Consider the following 14,099-nt stretch of genomic DNA (forward strand, 5'->3'; position numbering starts at 1 on the left):
CGGGCATGTCGGGCTTCGCTTCGCTCTGCGCCATCGTACGGGACTGCTGAACAGCCCTTTGCGAATGAATTCGCTTGGACAGGGGCAGTCCCATTCCTGATTCCGTCCCCCTGTCATCACCCTGAAACCCGCATGTGTGCAGCATTCCATGACGTTTTGTTGAAGATTCGAAACAGTCAACTGGTGATGCGACAAAGGGATGCAAGAAAGCGGCAATTTTTGATTGATCTGCGCTTCCTGTGGTCCTAAAGTTCGCGCCCGAACGTCCATGCTGGCAACGATCCATCCGGCTCAAGTACTGACGACGAGAGGTTTGATGTCGGAAACGACTGAAGATCCTCGGCGACATGCCTTGGGAAGTAGGCGAACCAAAGTGGGGAAACTGATCAGACGTTCAGGCCTGTTGTCCAACGCAACACTGGCCACCCCTAACAACTTTCGTTTGTTTTGCCATATGGAGTCCCTCGCATGTCGATCAAGGTCGAAGACTATTTCTCGCCCGAAACTTTCCAGCGCATGAAGGCATTCGCCGACAAGCAAGAAACCCCGTTCGTGGTGATCGACAAGCAGACCATTTCTGATTCCTACGATCAGTTGGTCAGCTGCTTCCCCTTCGCCAAGGTCTACTACGCGGTGAAGGCCAACCCGGCCACCGAGATTACCGAACTGCTGCGCGACAAGGGTTCCAACTTCGACATCGCCTCCATCTATGAGCTGGACAAGGTGATGAAGACCGGCGTTGGCCCGGAACGCATCAGCTACGGCAACACCATCAAGAAAGCCCGCGACATCCGTTACTTCTATGAGAAGGGTGTGCGCCTGTTTGCCACCGACTCCGAAGCTGACCTGCGCAACATCGCCAAGGCCGCTCCGGGCGCCAAGGTCTATGTCCGTATCCTCACCGAGGGCTCCACCTCGGCCGACTGGCCGCTGTCGCGCAAATTCGGTTGCAACCCGGACATGGCCCTCGACCTGCTGATCCTCGCCAAGCAACTGGGCCTGGTGCCTTACGGCGTGTCCTTCCACGTTGGCTCGCAGCAGCGCGACATCGACGTCTGGGACGCCGCCATCGCCAAGGTCAAGGTGATCTTCGAGCGCCTGAAGGAAGAAGACGGCATCACCCTGCAGATGATCAACATGGGTGGTGGCTTCCCGGCCAACTACATCCAGCGCACCAACAGCCTGGAAACCTACGCCGAGGAAATCATCCGCTTCCTCAAGGAAGACTTCGGCGACGAACTGCCGGAAATCATCCTGGAGCCGGGCCGTTCCCTGATCGCCAACGCCGGCATCCTGGTCAGCGAAGTCGTGCTGGTGGCGCGCAAGTCGCGTACCGCGGTCGAGCGCTGGATCTACACCGACGTGGGCAAGTTCTCCGGCCTGATCGAAACCATGGACGAAGCCATCAAGTTCCCGATCTGGGTCGAGAAGAAAGGCGAGATGGAAGAAGTGGTGATCGCCGGCCCAACCTGCGACAGCGCGGACATCATGTACGAGAACTACAAGTACGGCCTGCCGCTGAACCTGGCCGCCGAAGACCGCCTCTACTGGCTGTCCACCGGTGCCTACACCACCAGTTACAGCGCGGTGGAATTCAACGGCTTCCCGCCGCTGAAGGCCTTCTACCTGTAAGCCATCGAGCGCTTCATACAAGGCCCGCCTTCATGGCGGGCCTTGTCGTTTCTGCGCCCTGGCCGTATGGCTCCGTTCCTCGGGGTAACCCATGGCAGTAAGATAGGCGCCACTTTCAATTGCAAACGAGTATCAGTCGGCTCGTTCCGAGCCTGGAGTGCCTGCCGCCATGACTGCCCAGATTCCCGCCGATATTGCTGCTGTCTCCGACTACGAGGTGTTCGCCCGCGAGCGCATGACGCCTTCGGCCTGGGCCTACCTCAGTGGTGGTGCGGCGGATGAGCTTACCCTGGCCGACAACCAGGCCGCCTTCCAGCGTGTGCGTTTGCTCAATCGCGTGCTGGGCGATCTTCGCGGCGGGCATACAAGACTCCAGCTCTGTGGTCTCGACCTCGACTATCCGATCCTGCTCGCCCCGGTGGCCTACCAGAAGCTGGCTCACGCCGATGGTGAACTGGCCAGTGCGCTCGGCGCCTCGGCCATGGGCGCGGCGCTGGTGGTCAGTACCCAGGCCAGTGTCAGCCTGGAAGACATCGCCCGGGCGGCGCAAACACCGCTCTGGTTCCAGCTCTATATCCAGCCGGACCGCGAGTTCACCCGTGAGCTGGTGTGGCGTGCTGAAACTGTTGGTTATAGAGCCCTGGTGGTGACAGTGGACGCACCGGTGAACGGCATGCGCAACCGCGAGCAGCGAGCCGCGTTCGCGCTTCCCGATGGTGTCGAGGCGGTCAACCTGAGGGGGATGCGCAGTCTGCCACCAAGCGTCGCCCAGCCGGGGTCCAGCCCATTGTTCGGCAGCCCGCTGCTGGCCAGCGCGCCGACCTGGAAGGACCTTGAGTGGCTGCAATCGATTACTCGGCTCCCGGTGCTGGTCAAGGGCGTGATGAACCCTCTGGATGCCGTGCGAGCAGTGGAGCATGGCGTGGCCGGCGTGGTGGTATCCAACCACGGCGGTCGCACCCTGGATGGCCTGCCCGCGACCCTCGACGTGCTACCGGCCATCGCGCAGGCGGTGCAGGGAAGGGTGCCGTTGCTGCTGGATGGTGGCGTACGCCGCGGTACGGATGTGTTCAAGGCGCTTGCCCTGGGGGCCACTGCAGTGATGATCGGGCGACCCTACGTTCACGGGCTGGCTACGGCGGGTGCCGCCGGTGTCGCCCATGTGCTTCATCTGCTGCGCACCGAGCTGGAGGTAGCCATGGCACTTACCGGCTGCTCCACGCTGACTGATATCAACGCCTCACTCGTTTGGCGCTGAATCGTCCCTGCGGTACACGACAGCCCTGAAACAGACCGTGATCTTGGCTGATACCGATCAAGGCGTTGGTCGGTTCATGTATCAAGGCTGAAAAGTGACTGATCAGTCGAAATTGCTTTGGCGCAGATTATCGATTCTGATGGATCGAGTTTTTTAGCATTTATTGCTTTCTATAGCGCCATGATTGAGGTTTTTTGCGGTAGATAAGCTTGCTTCGTGATCCCGTTCCAGGTCTCGAGAAATGTAAAGAGTATGTAAAGTCAGCACAAAAAACTTTACTGATAAACGTTCGCAAATAGAATCGCGCCTCAAATCCACTGGGGAGTGATTCTTATGATCAAAAAGAATAACCTGCCGCAACGTGCTCTTCTTGCTTCCGCGATCGGTATCGCCACTGCCTCGACCGCCGGCCTGGCTCTGGCTGCGGAGCAAAGCAAGGCCCTCGAACTTGGCACCGTTAACGTCGACGGTAAGGCGGCCAAGAAAACCTACAAGGTCGAGCAATCCTCCTCTGCGAAGTACACCGCCCCTCTGCTGGATACTCCGCAGACCATCACGGTCGTGCCCAAGGAAGTGATCCAGGAGCAGCAGGCTCTTAGCCTGCGCCAGGTGCTGTCCAACGTATCCGGCATCACCTTCAACGCCGGTGAGGGCGGCGGTGGTTCCGGCGACAGCATCAACATTCGCGGCTTCTCCGCGAACAACAACATCCAGATCGATGGCCTGCGTGACAGCGCACAGACCAGCCGTACCGATACTTTCAACATCGAGCAGGTCGAGGTCATCAAAGGCCCGAACTCGGTGTTCGGCGGCGCTGGTACTACCGGCGGCAGCATCAACATCATCAGCAAGCAGCCGATGGACCGCGCCTTTACCACCCTGGGTGGGGGCCTCGGCACCGACAACTACCATCGCCTCACCCTGGACGCCAACCAACCTCTGGAAGGCGTGGGCAGCAACAGCGCCTTCCGCGTGAACCTGATGGCCCATGAAAACGACGTGCCCGGCCGCGACGAGATTGACCGCGAGCGTTGGGGTGTTGCCCCGTCCCTGCGTCTGGGCCTCAACGACGCTACCCGCCTGACCCTGAGTGCCTTCCATCAGACCGATGACAACCTGCCCGACTACGGCGTACCGGCCCTGAATGGCAAGAAGCTCGCTGGCGTCAGCCGCGAGGATTACTTCGGCTGGGATAACCTGGACAAGGATGAAATCGAGCAGAGTGCATTCACCGCGAACTTCGAGCACGATTTCAGCGACAGCCTGCGTCTGCAGAACCTGACCCGCTACAGCCGTATCGACCGCAACACCATCGTCTCCGCCTCCCACGTGAACCTCACCGGTGTGCCGGCGGGCCGGTATCGTCCAGCGGGCCCTCAGGCTTCCGGCCGCGACACCACGACTGAAATGTGGATCAACCAGACCAACCTGCGCGCGAGCTTCGACACCTTCGGCCTTGGCCACGAGCTGGTAACCGGAGCGGAGATCTCCCGCGAGGACTTCGATCTCAAGAGCTACAACCATGGTCTCGGCAACCCCGTCTTCCCGGCCAATGGCTACGATCTGAGCAATCCGCCCGGTCATTGGGTTGGCCCGGTCAACAAGACCACCACCGGTTTCACCGAGAACCAGTTGGACGACAAGGCGCTGTACGTCTTCGACACCATCGCCCTGAGCGAACAGTGGGACTTCAACGTCGGCCTGCGCTACGACTGGTTCAAAGGGCACAGCGACACCTTCTCGGCGACCAACGTGCAGAACGGCAGCTTTACCTCCAAGGACGAAAAGCTCAGCAGCCGTGCAGGCCTGGTCTACAAACCGGTTGAGAATGGCCGCTTCTACGTGGCCTGGGGCAACTCCTTCAACCCCACGGCCGAAGGCATCGCCTCCAACGGTGGCGGCCTGACCGCTGCAACCGAGAACCTCGATCCGGAAAAGAACGAAACCTGGGAACTGGGCACCAAGTGGGAACTGCTGGGTGGCCGCCTGGAGGTCGATGGCGCACTGTTCCGCGTCGAGAAGACCAATGCGCGTGAAACCATGCTCGATGGCTCCACCCAACTGGCGGGCAAACAGCGCGTAGAGGGTGTGGAACTGGGGCTGACCGGTCACATCACCGAGCAGTGGGATGTGTTCGCCAACTACACCTTCCAGTCCAGTGAGACCCTCGAGGCCGCCGACACCGCTGCCGGTATCGCTCGCGAAGGCCAGGCTCTGGGCAACACCCCGCCGCGCTCGTTCAACCTGTGGACGACCTACGAGTTGCCGGAAGGCTGGACCCTGGGGTACGGCGCCCGCTACATCAGTGAGCGTAACGTCAGCTCAAGCACGACCGCCAAGCTTGATGCCTACTGGCTGCACAACGCTATGGTCGGCTACAAGGTCAACAAGGAGCTGGACCTGCAGCTGAACGTGAACAACCTGTTCGACAAGGACTATGTAGAGCGCGTGCGCCAGCAGAACGGCACCGACGCGCGTTCCTCTGCCATCGAATATGGCGATGCCCGAGCAGCGATCCTGACCGCTACCTACTCGTTCTGACGGACGAGTCGTGGGCCCTGCCTTGTGCAGGGCCCGTGTCGCTGTAAATAAAAGGTAAAACCTTCTTTTCCTGATTTAATGCATCCCGTTCTCAAATAAAATCGCAGCCCGGTCAGGCATGGGGCCTGCCGCGAACCAGCGATTTGACGCACCGCCAGGTGCGTATCCGAGGGATATCACGTGTTGAAGAAGACCCTGTTCCAGCTGCACTGGCTGTTCGGTATCAGTGCCGGTCTGGTCTTGGCTTTGATGGGCATCACCGGGGCTGCCTACAGCTTCCAGGAAGAAATCCTGCGTTTGCTCAATCCAGAGACCCTGACGGTCGAGGTGCGCGATGGCGGCGTGCTGCCGCCCGCCGAACTGGTGAGCAAGATCGAGGCTGCCGAAGGCAAGAAGGTGTCCGGCCTCTGGGTCGAAACCAACAACGACCATGCCGCCCGTGTATTTTTCGCGCCGCCTCCCGGGGAGCGTCGTGGCCCTTGGCGTTACTTCGATCCCTACACCGGTGAGCTGCTGGGCGAGCCCGCCGGCCAGCAGTTCTTCGGCCTGATGCTGCAACTGCACCGTTTCCTCGCCATGGGCGAGTTCGGCAAGCAGATCACCGCCGCCTGCACCCTGATCCTCATCTTCTTCTGCCTTTCCGGCCTTTACCTCCGCTGGCCGCGCAAGGCTGGCAGCTGGCGTGCCTGGCTGACCCTGGACTGGTCGCGCAAGGGGCGCAGCTTCAACTGGGACCTGCATGCCGTGGCGGGTACCTGGTGCCTGGCGTTCTATCTCCTGGCCGCCCTGACTGGCCTGTTCTGGTCCTACGAGTGGTACCGCGAAGGCCTTAATCGGCTGCTGTCCGATGCCCCCGCTGGCCAGCAAGGCAAACCAGGTGAGCGCCGCGGCGAAGGCCCAGGCCGCCAGGGGGGACAGGCACCTTCGGGACCGCCGCTGGTGGTCGACTATGACGCCGTATGGAAGAGCATCCGCGAAACAGCTGGCCCGAGCATGAGCGTCTACAACCTGCGCCTGCCGCCGGTGGGCGGCCGGCCGGCCCAGGTGTTTTACCTGCTGGAAGATGCCGCGCACCCGCGCGCCCTCAACCAGATCGCCCTTGATCCGGTCAGCGGCAAAGTGATCCGTAGTGAGCGCTACACCGACAAGAGCTTCAAGGCACAGTTGCTGACCAGCATCTATGCGCTGCACGTGGGTGAATATTTCGGCCTGACGGGGCGCATCCTGGTGATGCTGGCGAGCCTGACCATGCCGCTATTCTTCGTCACCGGCTGGCTGCTCTATCTCGACCGTCGACGCAAGAAGCGTGCAGTCAAGGCGGCCCGTGGCAGCTTGGCCGAGAGCGGTGGCAAGGATTCCTGGCTGATCGGCTTCGCCAGCCAGAGCGGATTCGCCGAGCAATTGGCCTGGCAGAGCGCGGGGCAGCTGCAGGCTGCCGGACTGCCAGTGCGCGTCGAGCCGCTCGCCACCCTGGATGGTGCGACCCTGGCCCAAGCCAGCAATGCACTCTTCGTGGTCAGCACCTTCGGCGACGGCGAAGCGCCTGACAACGCCCGCGGCTTCGAACGCAAGGTGATCGGTCAGGCTTCCCAGCTTGCCGGCCTGCGTTTTGCCGTGCTGGCCCTGGGTGATCGCCAGTACGAACAGTTCTGCGGCTTCGGCCGTCGCCTGCAGGCCTGGCTGAAAGGGCAGGGCGCGAGTCAACTGTTCGAGCCGGTGGAAGTGGACAACGGTGATAGTGGCGCACTGCACCATTGGCAGCAGCAACTGGCCCAGGTATCGGGTGGAAGCGTGCTCTCCCCCTGGAGCGGCCCAGGCTTCGAAAGCTGGACACTGGAAAAACGTGAACACCTGAATCCGGGCAGCCAGGGTGAATCCACCTGGCTTCTACGACTGCGCGCCCCGGCGGGCAGCCAGGTGGACTGGCAGGCCGGCGACCTGGTTGAAATCCTCCCGAGTCAGGCCGAACCGGTCGTCGAGGCCTGGCTTGCCAGGCACCACCTCGACGGCGACGCGCCGGTGGAGCTGGACGGCCTGCGCCAGTCGCTGCGCCAGGCACTGGCCGGTCGCCTGTTGCCGGGCTCGTTCGAGCATCTGGTGGGCCTGCAGCCACAAGCCGTGGTGCAGGCGCTGATCGGCCTTTCCGTTCGCCAGTACTCCATCGCCTCGCTGGCCAGTGACGGTGCACTGGAGCTGATCGTACGCCAGGAGCAGCACGTTGATGGCAGCCTGGGTATCGCTTCCGGGTGGCTGACCCACTACCTGCCGCAAGGCGCCGTCATGCCGCTGCGCCTTCGCCGCAATAGCCGCTTCCATCTGATCGACGAAGACCGCCCGCTGATCTTCATCGGCAACGGCACTGGCCTCGCCGGCCTGCGCAGCCTGCTCAAGGCGGCCATCTCCGCCGGGCGCAATCGCAACTGGCTGCTGTTCGGCGAGCGCAACCAGGCTCACGACTTCTACTGTCGCGAAGAAATCGAAGGCTGGCTGGCCAAGGGTGAGCTGCAACGCCTGGACCTCGCTTTCTCCCGCGACCAGGCCGAGAAAATCTACGTACAGGATCGCCTGCGCGAAGCTGCCGGCGAGCTGCGTGCCTGGATCGACGAAGGTGCGGTGATCTACGTCTGCGGCAGCCTGCAAGGCATGGCTGAAGGCGTTGACCGCGCTCTGCGCGACATCCTCGGTGATGAGGTGCTGCAGCAATTGAATGACGAAGGCCGCTACCGACGCGACGTGTATTGACGGCGCGAAGCGCCGAACCGAGTGATCCCTGCTCCTGGGGAATGTTCGCCCCGCCTTGTGTGGGGCGTTTTTTTGCGGCGGGAGGGGGATCGTTCAAGGGCAGACCTTCGGCCTGCTTGACGACTGAATTCGCTCCTACAGGAAAAATGAAGAACAGTTCGAGGGCACGGACAGCCCCCTCTCCCGCTTGCAGGAGAGGGCGGGGGTGAGGGCAACGTCAGGCCTGCTCGGTGCCAACCCTTTTCGCGAATAAATTCGCTCCTACAAGAGCGCCGGCTTTAGCCATAATCCGCTTCATGAACAGACGAATCCTGCTGAACTGCGACATGGGGGAAAGCTTCGGTGCCTGGCGCATGGGTGACGACGAGCTCGCCATGCCGCTGGTGGACCAGGCGAACCTGGCCTGCGGTTTCCATGCCGCCGATCCCCTGACCATGCAACGCACCGTCGAGCTGGCGCTGCGTCACAACGTGCGCATCGGCGCCCATCCGGCCTACCCGGACCTTGCCGGTTTCGGGCGGCGCCACATGGCTTGTACGCCGGAGGAAGTGCGCGCCCAGGTGCTTTACCAGATCGGTGCACTGGAAGCGTTCTGCCGAACGGTCGGTACCCAGGTGGCCTACGTGAAGCCGCACGGCGCGCTGTACAACGACCTGGTGCGTGATGACGCTCTGTTTGAAGCGGTCCTCGATGCCTGCGCCAGCTATCGCAAGGGGCTGCCGCTGATGGTGCTGGCGCTGGCCGACAACAGCCGCGAGCTGCAACTGGCCGATGCCGCCGATGTGCCGCTGATGTTCGAGGCCTTCGCCGACCGTGCCTATCTCTCCGATGGCCAACTGGCGCCCCGGCGCATGGCCGGAGCCGTGCACCACGATGCCGAACGCATCCTCGACCAGGCATTGGCCATCGCCGTTGGCGAGCCCTTCCCGGACATCGATGGCAAACCCCTGCGGCTGGTGGCGGACAGCCTCTGCGTGCATGGTGACAACCCCGACTCCCTGGCCGTGTTGCGCCGTTTGCGAGGCAAGCTGGACGCCCTATGATCCGCCTCGAGCCCGCTGGCGCTGAAGCATTGCTGTTGGTGCTGGCTGACGAACCGGATGCCTGGCTACCGCAGCGCATCGCTACGCTGGCCGGCGTCCTGCGGCGCGAGCTGGGGCACCTGCTTCTCGACCTGGTGCCTGGCTGGACCACCCTGCTGTTGCACTATGACCTGACCCGTACCGACCACCTCGCCCTGGCCGAACGTATCGAGCCGCTGCTGGAAGCCTGGCTGACCGCGCCGGCCGTGGCTGAAACCGGCCAGTTGCATGAAATCCCCATCTGGTACTGCGGTGAGGACCTGGCCTGGGTGGCCGAGTCCTGTGGCCTCTCGATCGGCGAACTGGTGGATATCCACAGCGGTGCCGAGTACCGGGTCGGTGCCATCGGTTTCTCGCCTGGCTTCGCTTACCTCGGTGGCCTCGATCCGCGTCTGGCCCTGCCGCGTCGCAGCAGCCCACGCATACGCGTACCGGCCGGCAGCCTGGCTATCGCCGAGCGGCAGACGGCGATTTATCCCCAGGCATCCCCGGGCGGTTGGCATCTACTGGGACTGTGTCCCTGGACGCTCTTCGATGCGCACCGCGAGCCGCCTTGCCCGCTTGCCCTGGGGGACCGCGTGCGATTTTTCGCCATCGACGAGGCCCGCTATCGCGCCGAAGGCGGAGGCGATTCATGAGTGGCTTGCGCGTGATCAAGCCCGGCCCCCTGAGCCTGTTGCAAGACGCCGGCCGTCATGGCTGGCAGCATCTTGGCGTTTCTCCGGCCGGTCCCATGGACCCGCTGGCAGCAGCTTGGGCCAATCGTCTGCTGGGCAACGCACGCAGTTGCGCGGTTGTGGAAATCTCCCTGGGGGGCCTGGAGCTGGAGGCAGAGGAGGCGCTCTGGGTCGCGCTGGCGGGTGCCGATATGCCGCTGAGCGTAGATGGCGAACCTCGCCTCAACTGGTCGCGCTTTCGTCTTGAACCTGGCCAGCGCCTGCAGATCGGCTTCGCCCGCAGTGGCCAGCGCAGCTACCTGGCGCTGGTAGGCGGCATTCGCGCCGAGCCGGTACTGGGCAGCGTCGCCTGCCAGATGCGAGAAGGCCTGGGCGGGTTGGATGGCGAGGGCGTTCGTCTTGCAAGGGGGGATCTGCTTGCCGGTAGCCGAGGCGAATTTCCCCGCGGCGCCAGCGTGCCCTGGCCGTGGCAGCCGGACTACATGTCAGCACAGCTGCTGCGGGTGATGATTGGCGGCGATGCTGTCAGCTTCGATGAGCAGCAGGTGCAAGCCTTCTTCGAAGGGGCCTGGCTGCTCAGCCCGCAATCCGACCGCATGGGCGCGCGCCTGGAAGGCAAGGCCATGGTCGCGCCGCAACGGCAGTGGTCCCAGGGCGTGGTCGTCGGCGCTGTCCAGGTGCCGCCGGATGGCCGGCCGATCATTCTCACCGCGGACCGGCAGACCATGGGGGGATACCCGGTGCTCGGCTGGGTCCACCCCCTGGACCTCGGGCTCCTGGCCCAGTGTCCGGCCAACCAGGTGCTGCGTTTCACGGCCGTCAGCCTGGCAGATACCCAGGATGAGTTGCGGGAGTTCTATCGGTTCTTTGGACGTTAGGTCCATTGCACTGTGTGGGGGTGAATGAATTCGCCCCCACAGAGAAGCAGCCCGTTCGTGCGGCAGGTCATTTCGGCAGGTGGTTCAACGGTAGCGGCGAGGGCGCCTTCACGGTCTGTATGGCGAAATTGCTGCGGATATCGCTGACGCCGGGCAGCCTCAGCAGGGTGCCTGTGAGGAACTGCTCGTAGGCGCGCAGGTCTGGCACGACTACTTGCAGCAGGAAGTCCGATTCGCCCGATACCAGGTGCACCGAGATCACTTCGGGCAGGCTGATCACCGCTTCGCGGAAGGCGTCGGCCTGTTCCTGGCCGTGGCGTTCCACCTTGATCCCCACGAATACCGTCAAACCCAGCCCCACTTCGTCGCGGTCGAGGTTGGCGTGGTATCCGCGAATCACCCCAGCCTCTTCCAGCAATCGCACCCGGCGCAGGCACGGTGAGGCGGACAGGCCAATCTCGTCTGCCAGTTGCACGTTGGACAGGCGGCCGTCGCGCTGCAGCGCGGCGAGGATGCGGTGGTCAAGAGCATCAAGTTTAAGTTTTGGCATAAGCGCTCGTAGTAGGGTTCTTGATTGGCAGGAAATTCCATGAATCATGGCTTTTGCAGTCAAATACGCAAGCACCTGCCCTGGCGTTCGGCCCTAGAATTTTTCCTCCATACCTCGACCTGGAGCGAAGAAATGACTGCTTTCCTGATAGCCCTGGCAGTGGTCTACCTGTTGCCCGGTCCCGACATGATCCTCCTGCTGCAAACCGGCGCCCGCCAGGGCCGCGCCATGGCCCTGGCCACCGCACTTGGGCTGGCGCTGGCGCGCAGTTGCCATGTGGCGCTCGCCGGCCTGGGACTGGCGGTGCTGTTCCGCTCGGGCCCTGGACCTTCGACCTCGTGCGCCTGGCCGGTGCTGCCTACCTGCTCTGGCTGGGAGTAAAGCTGTTCCAGGCGGAGACTTCGGCATTGGTGGTGGAAGGCGCGCGTCAGTCCTCGCGGGCGTATGGGCAGGCGCTGCGGCGAGGTCTGTTGACCAATCTGCTCAATCCCAAGGCGCTGGTGTTCTGTTCCGTGCTGTTGCCGCAGTTTGTCAGCCCGGCTGATGGACCATTGGGGCTGCAGTTCGCGCTACTCGGCGTGGTGCTGGTGGCGGCGGGACTGGTTTTCGATTCGGCCTATGCGCTGGCCGGGGAAGGACTGGGCCGCTGGCTGGGGCGCCGCCCGCTGGTACAGCGGGTGCAGCAGTGGCTGTTCGGTGGAGTGCTGGTGGGGTTTGGGGTGAGGTTGGCGGTGCTGCGGGATCTGTAGGGGCGAATTCAATCGCCCCTACAAGGGTTTCCTGATCAACCCCTTAACCGTTGATGCTCTCCGCGTTGTGGCAGGCCACCTGGCGAGCGTCGAGCAGGCGCAGCTCCGGTACTTCCACCTTGCAGCGCTCGGTCGCGTAAGGGCAGCGCTTGTGGAAGGCGCAGCCGGACGGCGGGTTTAGCGGGTTGGGCAGTTCGCCGGCGATCTTGATCTTCGGCTTGCTCGGGTCCGGATGAATTGCCGGTGTGGCCGAGAGCAGGGCCTTGGTGTAAGGGTGCAGCGGACGCTCGTAGATCAGATCGCTGGGGCCCATTTCCGCCGGGCGGCCGAGGTACATCACCAGCACATCGTTGGCGACGTGGCGCACCACCGCGAGGTTGTGGGAGATGAACACGTAGCCGGTGTTGTAGCGTTCCTGCAGGTCCATGAAGAGGTTGAGTACCTGGGCCTGGATCGACACGTCGAGCGCCGAGGTGGGCTCGTCCGCCACAAGCACCTTGGGATTGAGCATCATGGCCCGGGCCAGTGCGATGCGCTGGCGCTGGCCGCCGGAGAACATGTGCGGGTAGCGCTGGTAATGCTCAGGGCGCAAGCCCACCTGCTGCATCATCGCCTGCACCTGCTCGCGGCGTTCCACGCGGGACAGGCCGGAGTTGATGACCAGCGGTTCTGCCAGCTGATCGCCGATCTTCTGCCGCGGGTTGAGCGACGCGTAGGGATTCTGGAAGACCATCTGCACATCGCGGCGCAGTTGTTTGCGTTCGTCCTTGCTGGCCCCCGCCACTTCACGGCCGGCGATCTGCAGCGAGCCGGAGGAGGGTTCTTCGATCAAGGTCAGGGCACGGGCCAGGGTTGATTTGCCGCAGCCGGATTCGCCGACCACGGCCAGCGTACGGCCGGCCTGCAGTTCGAAGGACACACCGTTGAGGGCGCGCACCAGGGCATGGGGCTTGAACAGGCCCCGCGAGACTTCGTAGTGGCGGGTCAGTTCGCGGGCGGTCAATACGGCACTCATCGCGCCACCTCGATCAGGTTAAGGGGGTAGAAGCAGCGCACGGCACCATGGGCGTGCGGGTCCAGGCTCGGACGCTGGGCCACGCAGTTGGGCTGGCTGTAAGGGCAGCGCGGCGACAGCAGGCAGCCGTGTGGCCGGTCATAGCGTCCGGGGACGATGCCGGGCAGCGTCGACAGGCGGTGGGCGCCCAGGCTGTGCTCGGGAATCGCCTTGAGCAGGGCTTCGGTATAGGGGTGGGTGGGCTCGTCGAACAGGCGCGGCACCTCGCCGATTTCCACGGCCTGACCGGCGTACATCACGCAGACGCGGTCAGCGGTTTCGGCCACCACCGCCAGGTCATGGGTGATCAGCACCAGGGCCATGCCCTGGTCACGTTGCAGGTCCAGCAGCAGGTCCATGATCTGCGCCTGGATGGTCACGTCGAGTGCCGTCGTGGGTTCGTCGGCGATCAGCAGCTTGGGCTCGGCAGCGATGGCCATGGCAATGGCCACGCGCTGACTCATGCCGCCGGAAAGCTGGTGCGGGTAAGCATCGAGGCGGCTGGCGGCGCCGGGGATTTCCACCCGTTCCAGCAACTCCAGGGCGCGCTGGCGAGCAGCCTTGCCCTTCAGCCCGAGGTGCTGGCGCAGCACTTCCTCGATCTGGAAGCCTACGGTGTAGCTGGGATTGAGGGCGGTCATCGGGTCCTGGAAGACCATCGCCAGGTCCTTGCCGACGATATGGCGACGCTGCCGACCCTTGAGCTTGAGCATGTCGTGACCGTCGAAGCGCAGGCTGTCGGCGGTGATACGACCGGGGGCATCGATCAGCCCCATCAGGGCCATCATGGTGACCGACTTACCCGAGCCGGACTCGCCGACGATGGCCAGCACCTCGCCCTTGTTCACCGAGATGTCGAGGCCATCCACCACCGGGACGGCGTTGGCGTCGCCGAAGCGCACGCTGAGGTTCTTGATTTCAAGGAGGCTCATACGG

The 14,099-nt window shown here is 63.3% G+C and carries 11 protein-coding genes and 1 pseudogene; 9 read left to right on the plus strand and 3 right to left on the minus strand.

Translation table 11 applies throughout. From position 1 onward, the window contains the following. The first annotated feature begins 468 nt into the window (after positions 1-468). The 7 genes from SA496_RS02500 (at position 469) to SA496_RS02530 (ending at position 10,810) form a co-directional block, all read left to right on the plus strand. Positions 469-1,632 (plus strand): type III PLP-dependent enzyme, encoded by a 1,164-nt coding sequence (locus SA496_RS02500; RefSeq protein WP_120652940.1) that lies wholly within the window; start codon positions 469-471, stop codon positions 1,630-1,632. A 169-nt stretch (positions 1,633-1,801) separates the two neighbouring features. Next, positions 1,802-2,890 (plus strand): alpha-hydroxy acid oxidase, encoded by a 1,089-nt coding sequence (locus SA496_RS02505; protein ID WP_330115015.1) that lies wholly within the window; start codon positions 1,802-1,804, stop codon positions 2,888-2,890. Between the two features lie 333 nt (positions 2,891-3,223). After that, positions 3,224-5,431: a TonB-dependent receptor gene (locus tag SA496_RS02510; protein WP_120652938.1), complete on the plus strand. Its 2,208-nt coding sequence runs from the start codon at positions 3,224-3,226 to the stop codon at positions 5,429-5,431. 183 nt (positions 5,432-5,614) lie between these two features. After that, positions 5,615-8,173 (plus strand): sulfite reductase flavoprotein subunit alpha, encoded by a 2,559-nt coding sequence (locus SA496_RS02515; RefSeq protein ID WP_330115614.1) that lies wholly within the window; start codon positions 5,615-5,617, stop codon positions 8,171-8,173. Between the two features lie 296 nt (positions 8,174-8,469). Further along, on the plus strand, positions 8,470-9,216 hold the full coding sequence (locus SA496_RS02520; RefSeq protein ID WP_330115016.1) for a 5-oxoprolinase subunit PxpA: 747 nt from the start codon (positions 8,470-8,472) through the stop codon (positions 9,214-9,216). Continuing rightward, positions 9,213-9,893 (plus strand): 5-oxoprolinase subunit B family protein, encoded by a 681-nt coding sequence (locus SA496_RS02525; RefSeq protein ID WP_120652935.1) that lies wholly within the window; start codon positions 9,213-9,215, stop codon positions 9,891-9,893. Before SA496_RS02520 ends, SA496_RS02525 begins: the two co-directional genes overlap by 4 nt. Continuing rightward, positions 9,890-10,810 carry a biotin-dependent carboxyltransferase family protein gene (locus tag SA496_RS02530; RefSeq protein WP_330115017.1) on the plus strand — a complete coding sequence of 307 codons (921 nt, stop codon included), beginning with the start codon at positions 9,890-9,892 and terminating at the stop codon, positions 10,808-10,810. Before SA496_RS02525 ends, SA496_RS02530 begins: the two co-directional genes overlap by 4 nt. Before the next feature lie 67 nt (positions 10,811-10,877). On the opposite strand, the gene SA496_RS02535 is transcribed toward SA496_RS02530, so the two are convergent. Then, complete coding sequence (locus SA496_RS02535) at positions 10,878-11,360, minus strand: Lrp/AsnC family transcriptional regulator (protein WP_120652933.1); 483 nt, start codon at positions 11,358-11,360, stop codon at positions 10,878-10,880. A gap of 132 nt (positions 11,361-11,492) precedes the next feature. Between SA496_RS02535 and SA496_RS29095 the strand changes: the two are divergent. Together SA496_RS29095 and SA496_RS29100 are read left to right on the plus strand one after the other, a co-directional pair. After that, positions 11,493-11,741 (plus strand): annotated as a pseudogene (locus tag SA496_RS29095) (LysE family translocator); the annotation flags it as partial. After that, positions 11,732-12,109 carry a LysE family translocator gene (locus SA496_RS29100; protein WP_442965088.1) on the plus strand — a complete coding sequence of 126 codons (378 nt, stop codon included), beginning with the start codon at positions 11,732-11,734 and terminating at the stop codon, positions 12,107-12,109. The pseudogene SA496_RS29095 and the gene SA496_RS29100, both read left to right, overlap by 10 nt. Positions 12,110-12,152: 43 nt before the next feature. Here the strand turns inward: SA496_RS29100 and SA496_RS02545 are convergent, their stop codons facing one another. After that, entirely contained in the window at positions 12,153-13,124 is a 972-nt protein-coding gene (locus tag SA496_RS02545; RefSeq protein WP_120652932.1) for a peptide ABC transporter ATP-binding protein, read from the minus strand. Continuing rightward, positions 13,121-14,095, minus strand: a complete 975-nt coding sequence (locus SA496_RS02550; protein ID WP_120652931.1) for an ABC transporter ATP-binding protein — start codon at positions 14,093-14,095, stop codon at positions 13,121-13,123. Before SA496_RS02550 ends, SA496_RS02545 begins: the two co-directional genes overlap by 4 nt. Positions 14,096-14,099: the final 4 nt, after the last annotated feature.

This window comes from Pseudomonas sp. JS3066 (genome assembly GCF_036328175.1).
Taxonomy (GTDB): Bacteria; Pseudomonadota; Gammaproteobacteria; order Pseudomonadales; family Pseudomonadaceae; genus Metapseudomonas.

What these genes read in the sequence shown, in the direction of transcription:
- SA496_RS02500 (WP_120652940.1), top strand. Translation starts at nt 469, where the DNA reads ATGTCGATCAAGGTCGAAGACTATTTCTCGCCCGAAACTTTCCAGCGC.
- SA496_RS02505 (WP_330115015.1), top strand. Translation starts at nt 1,802, where the DNA reads ATGACTGCCCAGATTCCCGCCGATATTGCTGCTGTCTCCGACTACGAG.
- SA496_RS02510 (WP_120652938.1), top strand. Translation starts at nt 3,224, where the DNA reads ATGATCAAAAAGAATAACCTGCCGCAACGTGCTCTTCTTGCTTCCGCG.
- SA496_RS02520 (WP_330115016.1), top strand. Translation starts at nt 8,470, where the DNA reads ATGAACAGACGAATCCTGCTGAACTGCGACATGGGGGAAAGCTTCGGT.
- SA496_RS02525 (WP_120652935.1), top strand. Translation starts at nt 9,213, where the DNA reads ATGATCCGCCTCGAGCCCGCTGGCGCTGAAGCATTGCTGTTGGTGCTG.
- SA496_RS02530 (WP_330115017.1), top strand. Translation starts at nt 9,890, where the DNA reads ATGAGTGGCTTGCGCGTGATCAAGCCCGGCCCCCTGAGCCTGTTGCAA.
- SA496_RS02535 (WP_120652933.1), bottom strand. Translation starts at nt 11,360, where the DNA reads ATGCCAAAACTTAAACTTGATGCTCTTGACCACCGCATCCTCGCCGCG.
- SA496_RS02545 (WP_120652932.1), bottom strand. Translation starts at nt 13,124, where the DNA reads ATGAGTGCCGTATTGACCGCCCGCGAACTGACCCGCCACTACGAAGTC.
- SA496_RS02550 (WP_120652931.1), bottom strand. Translation starts at nt 14,095, where the DNA reads ATGAGCCTCCTTGAAATCAAGAACCTCAGCGTGCGCTTCGGCGACGCC.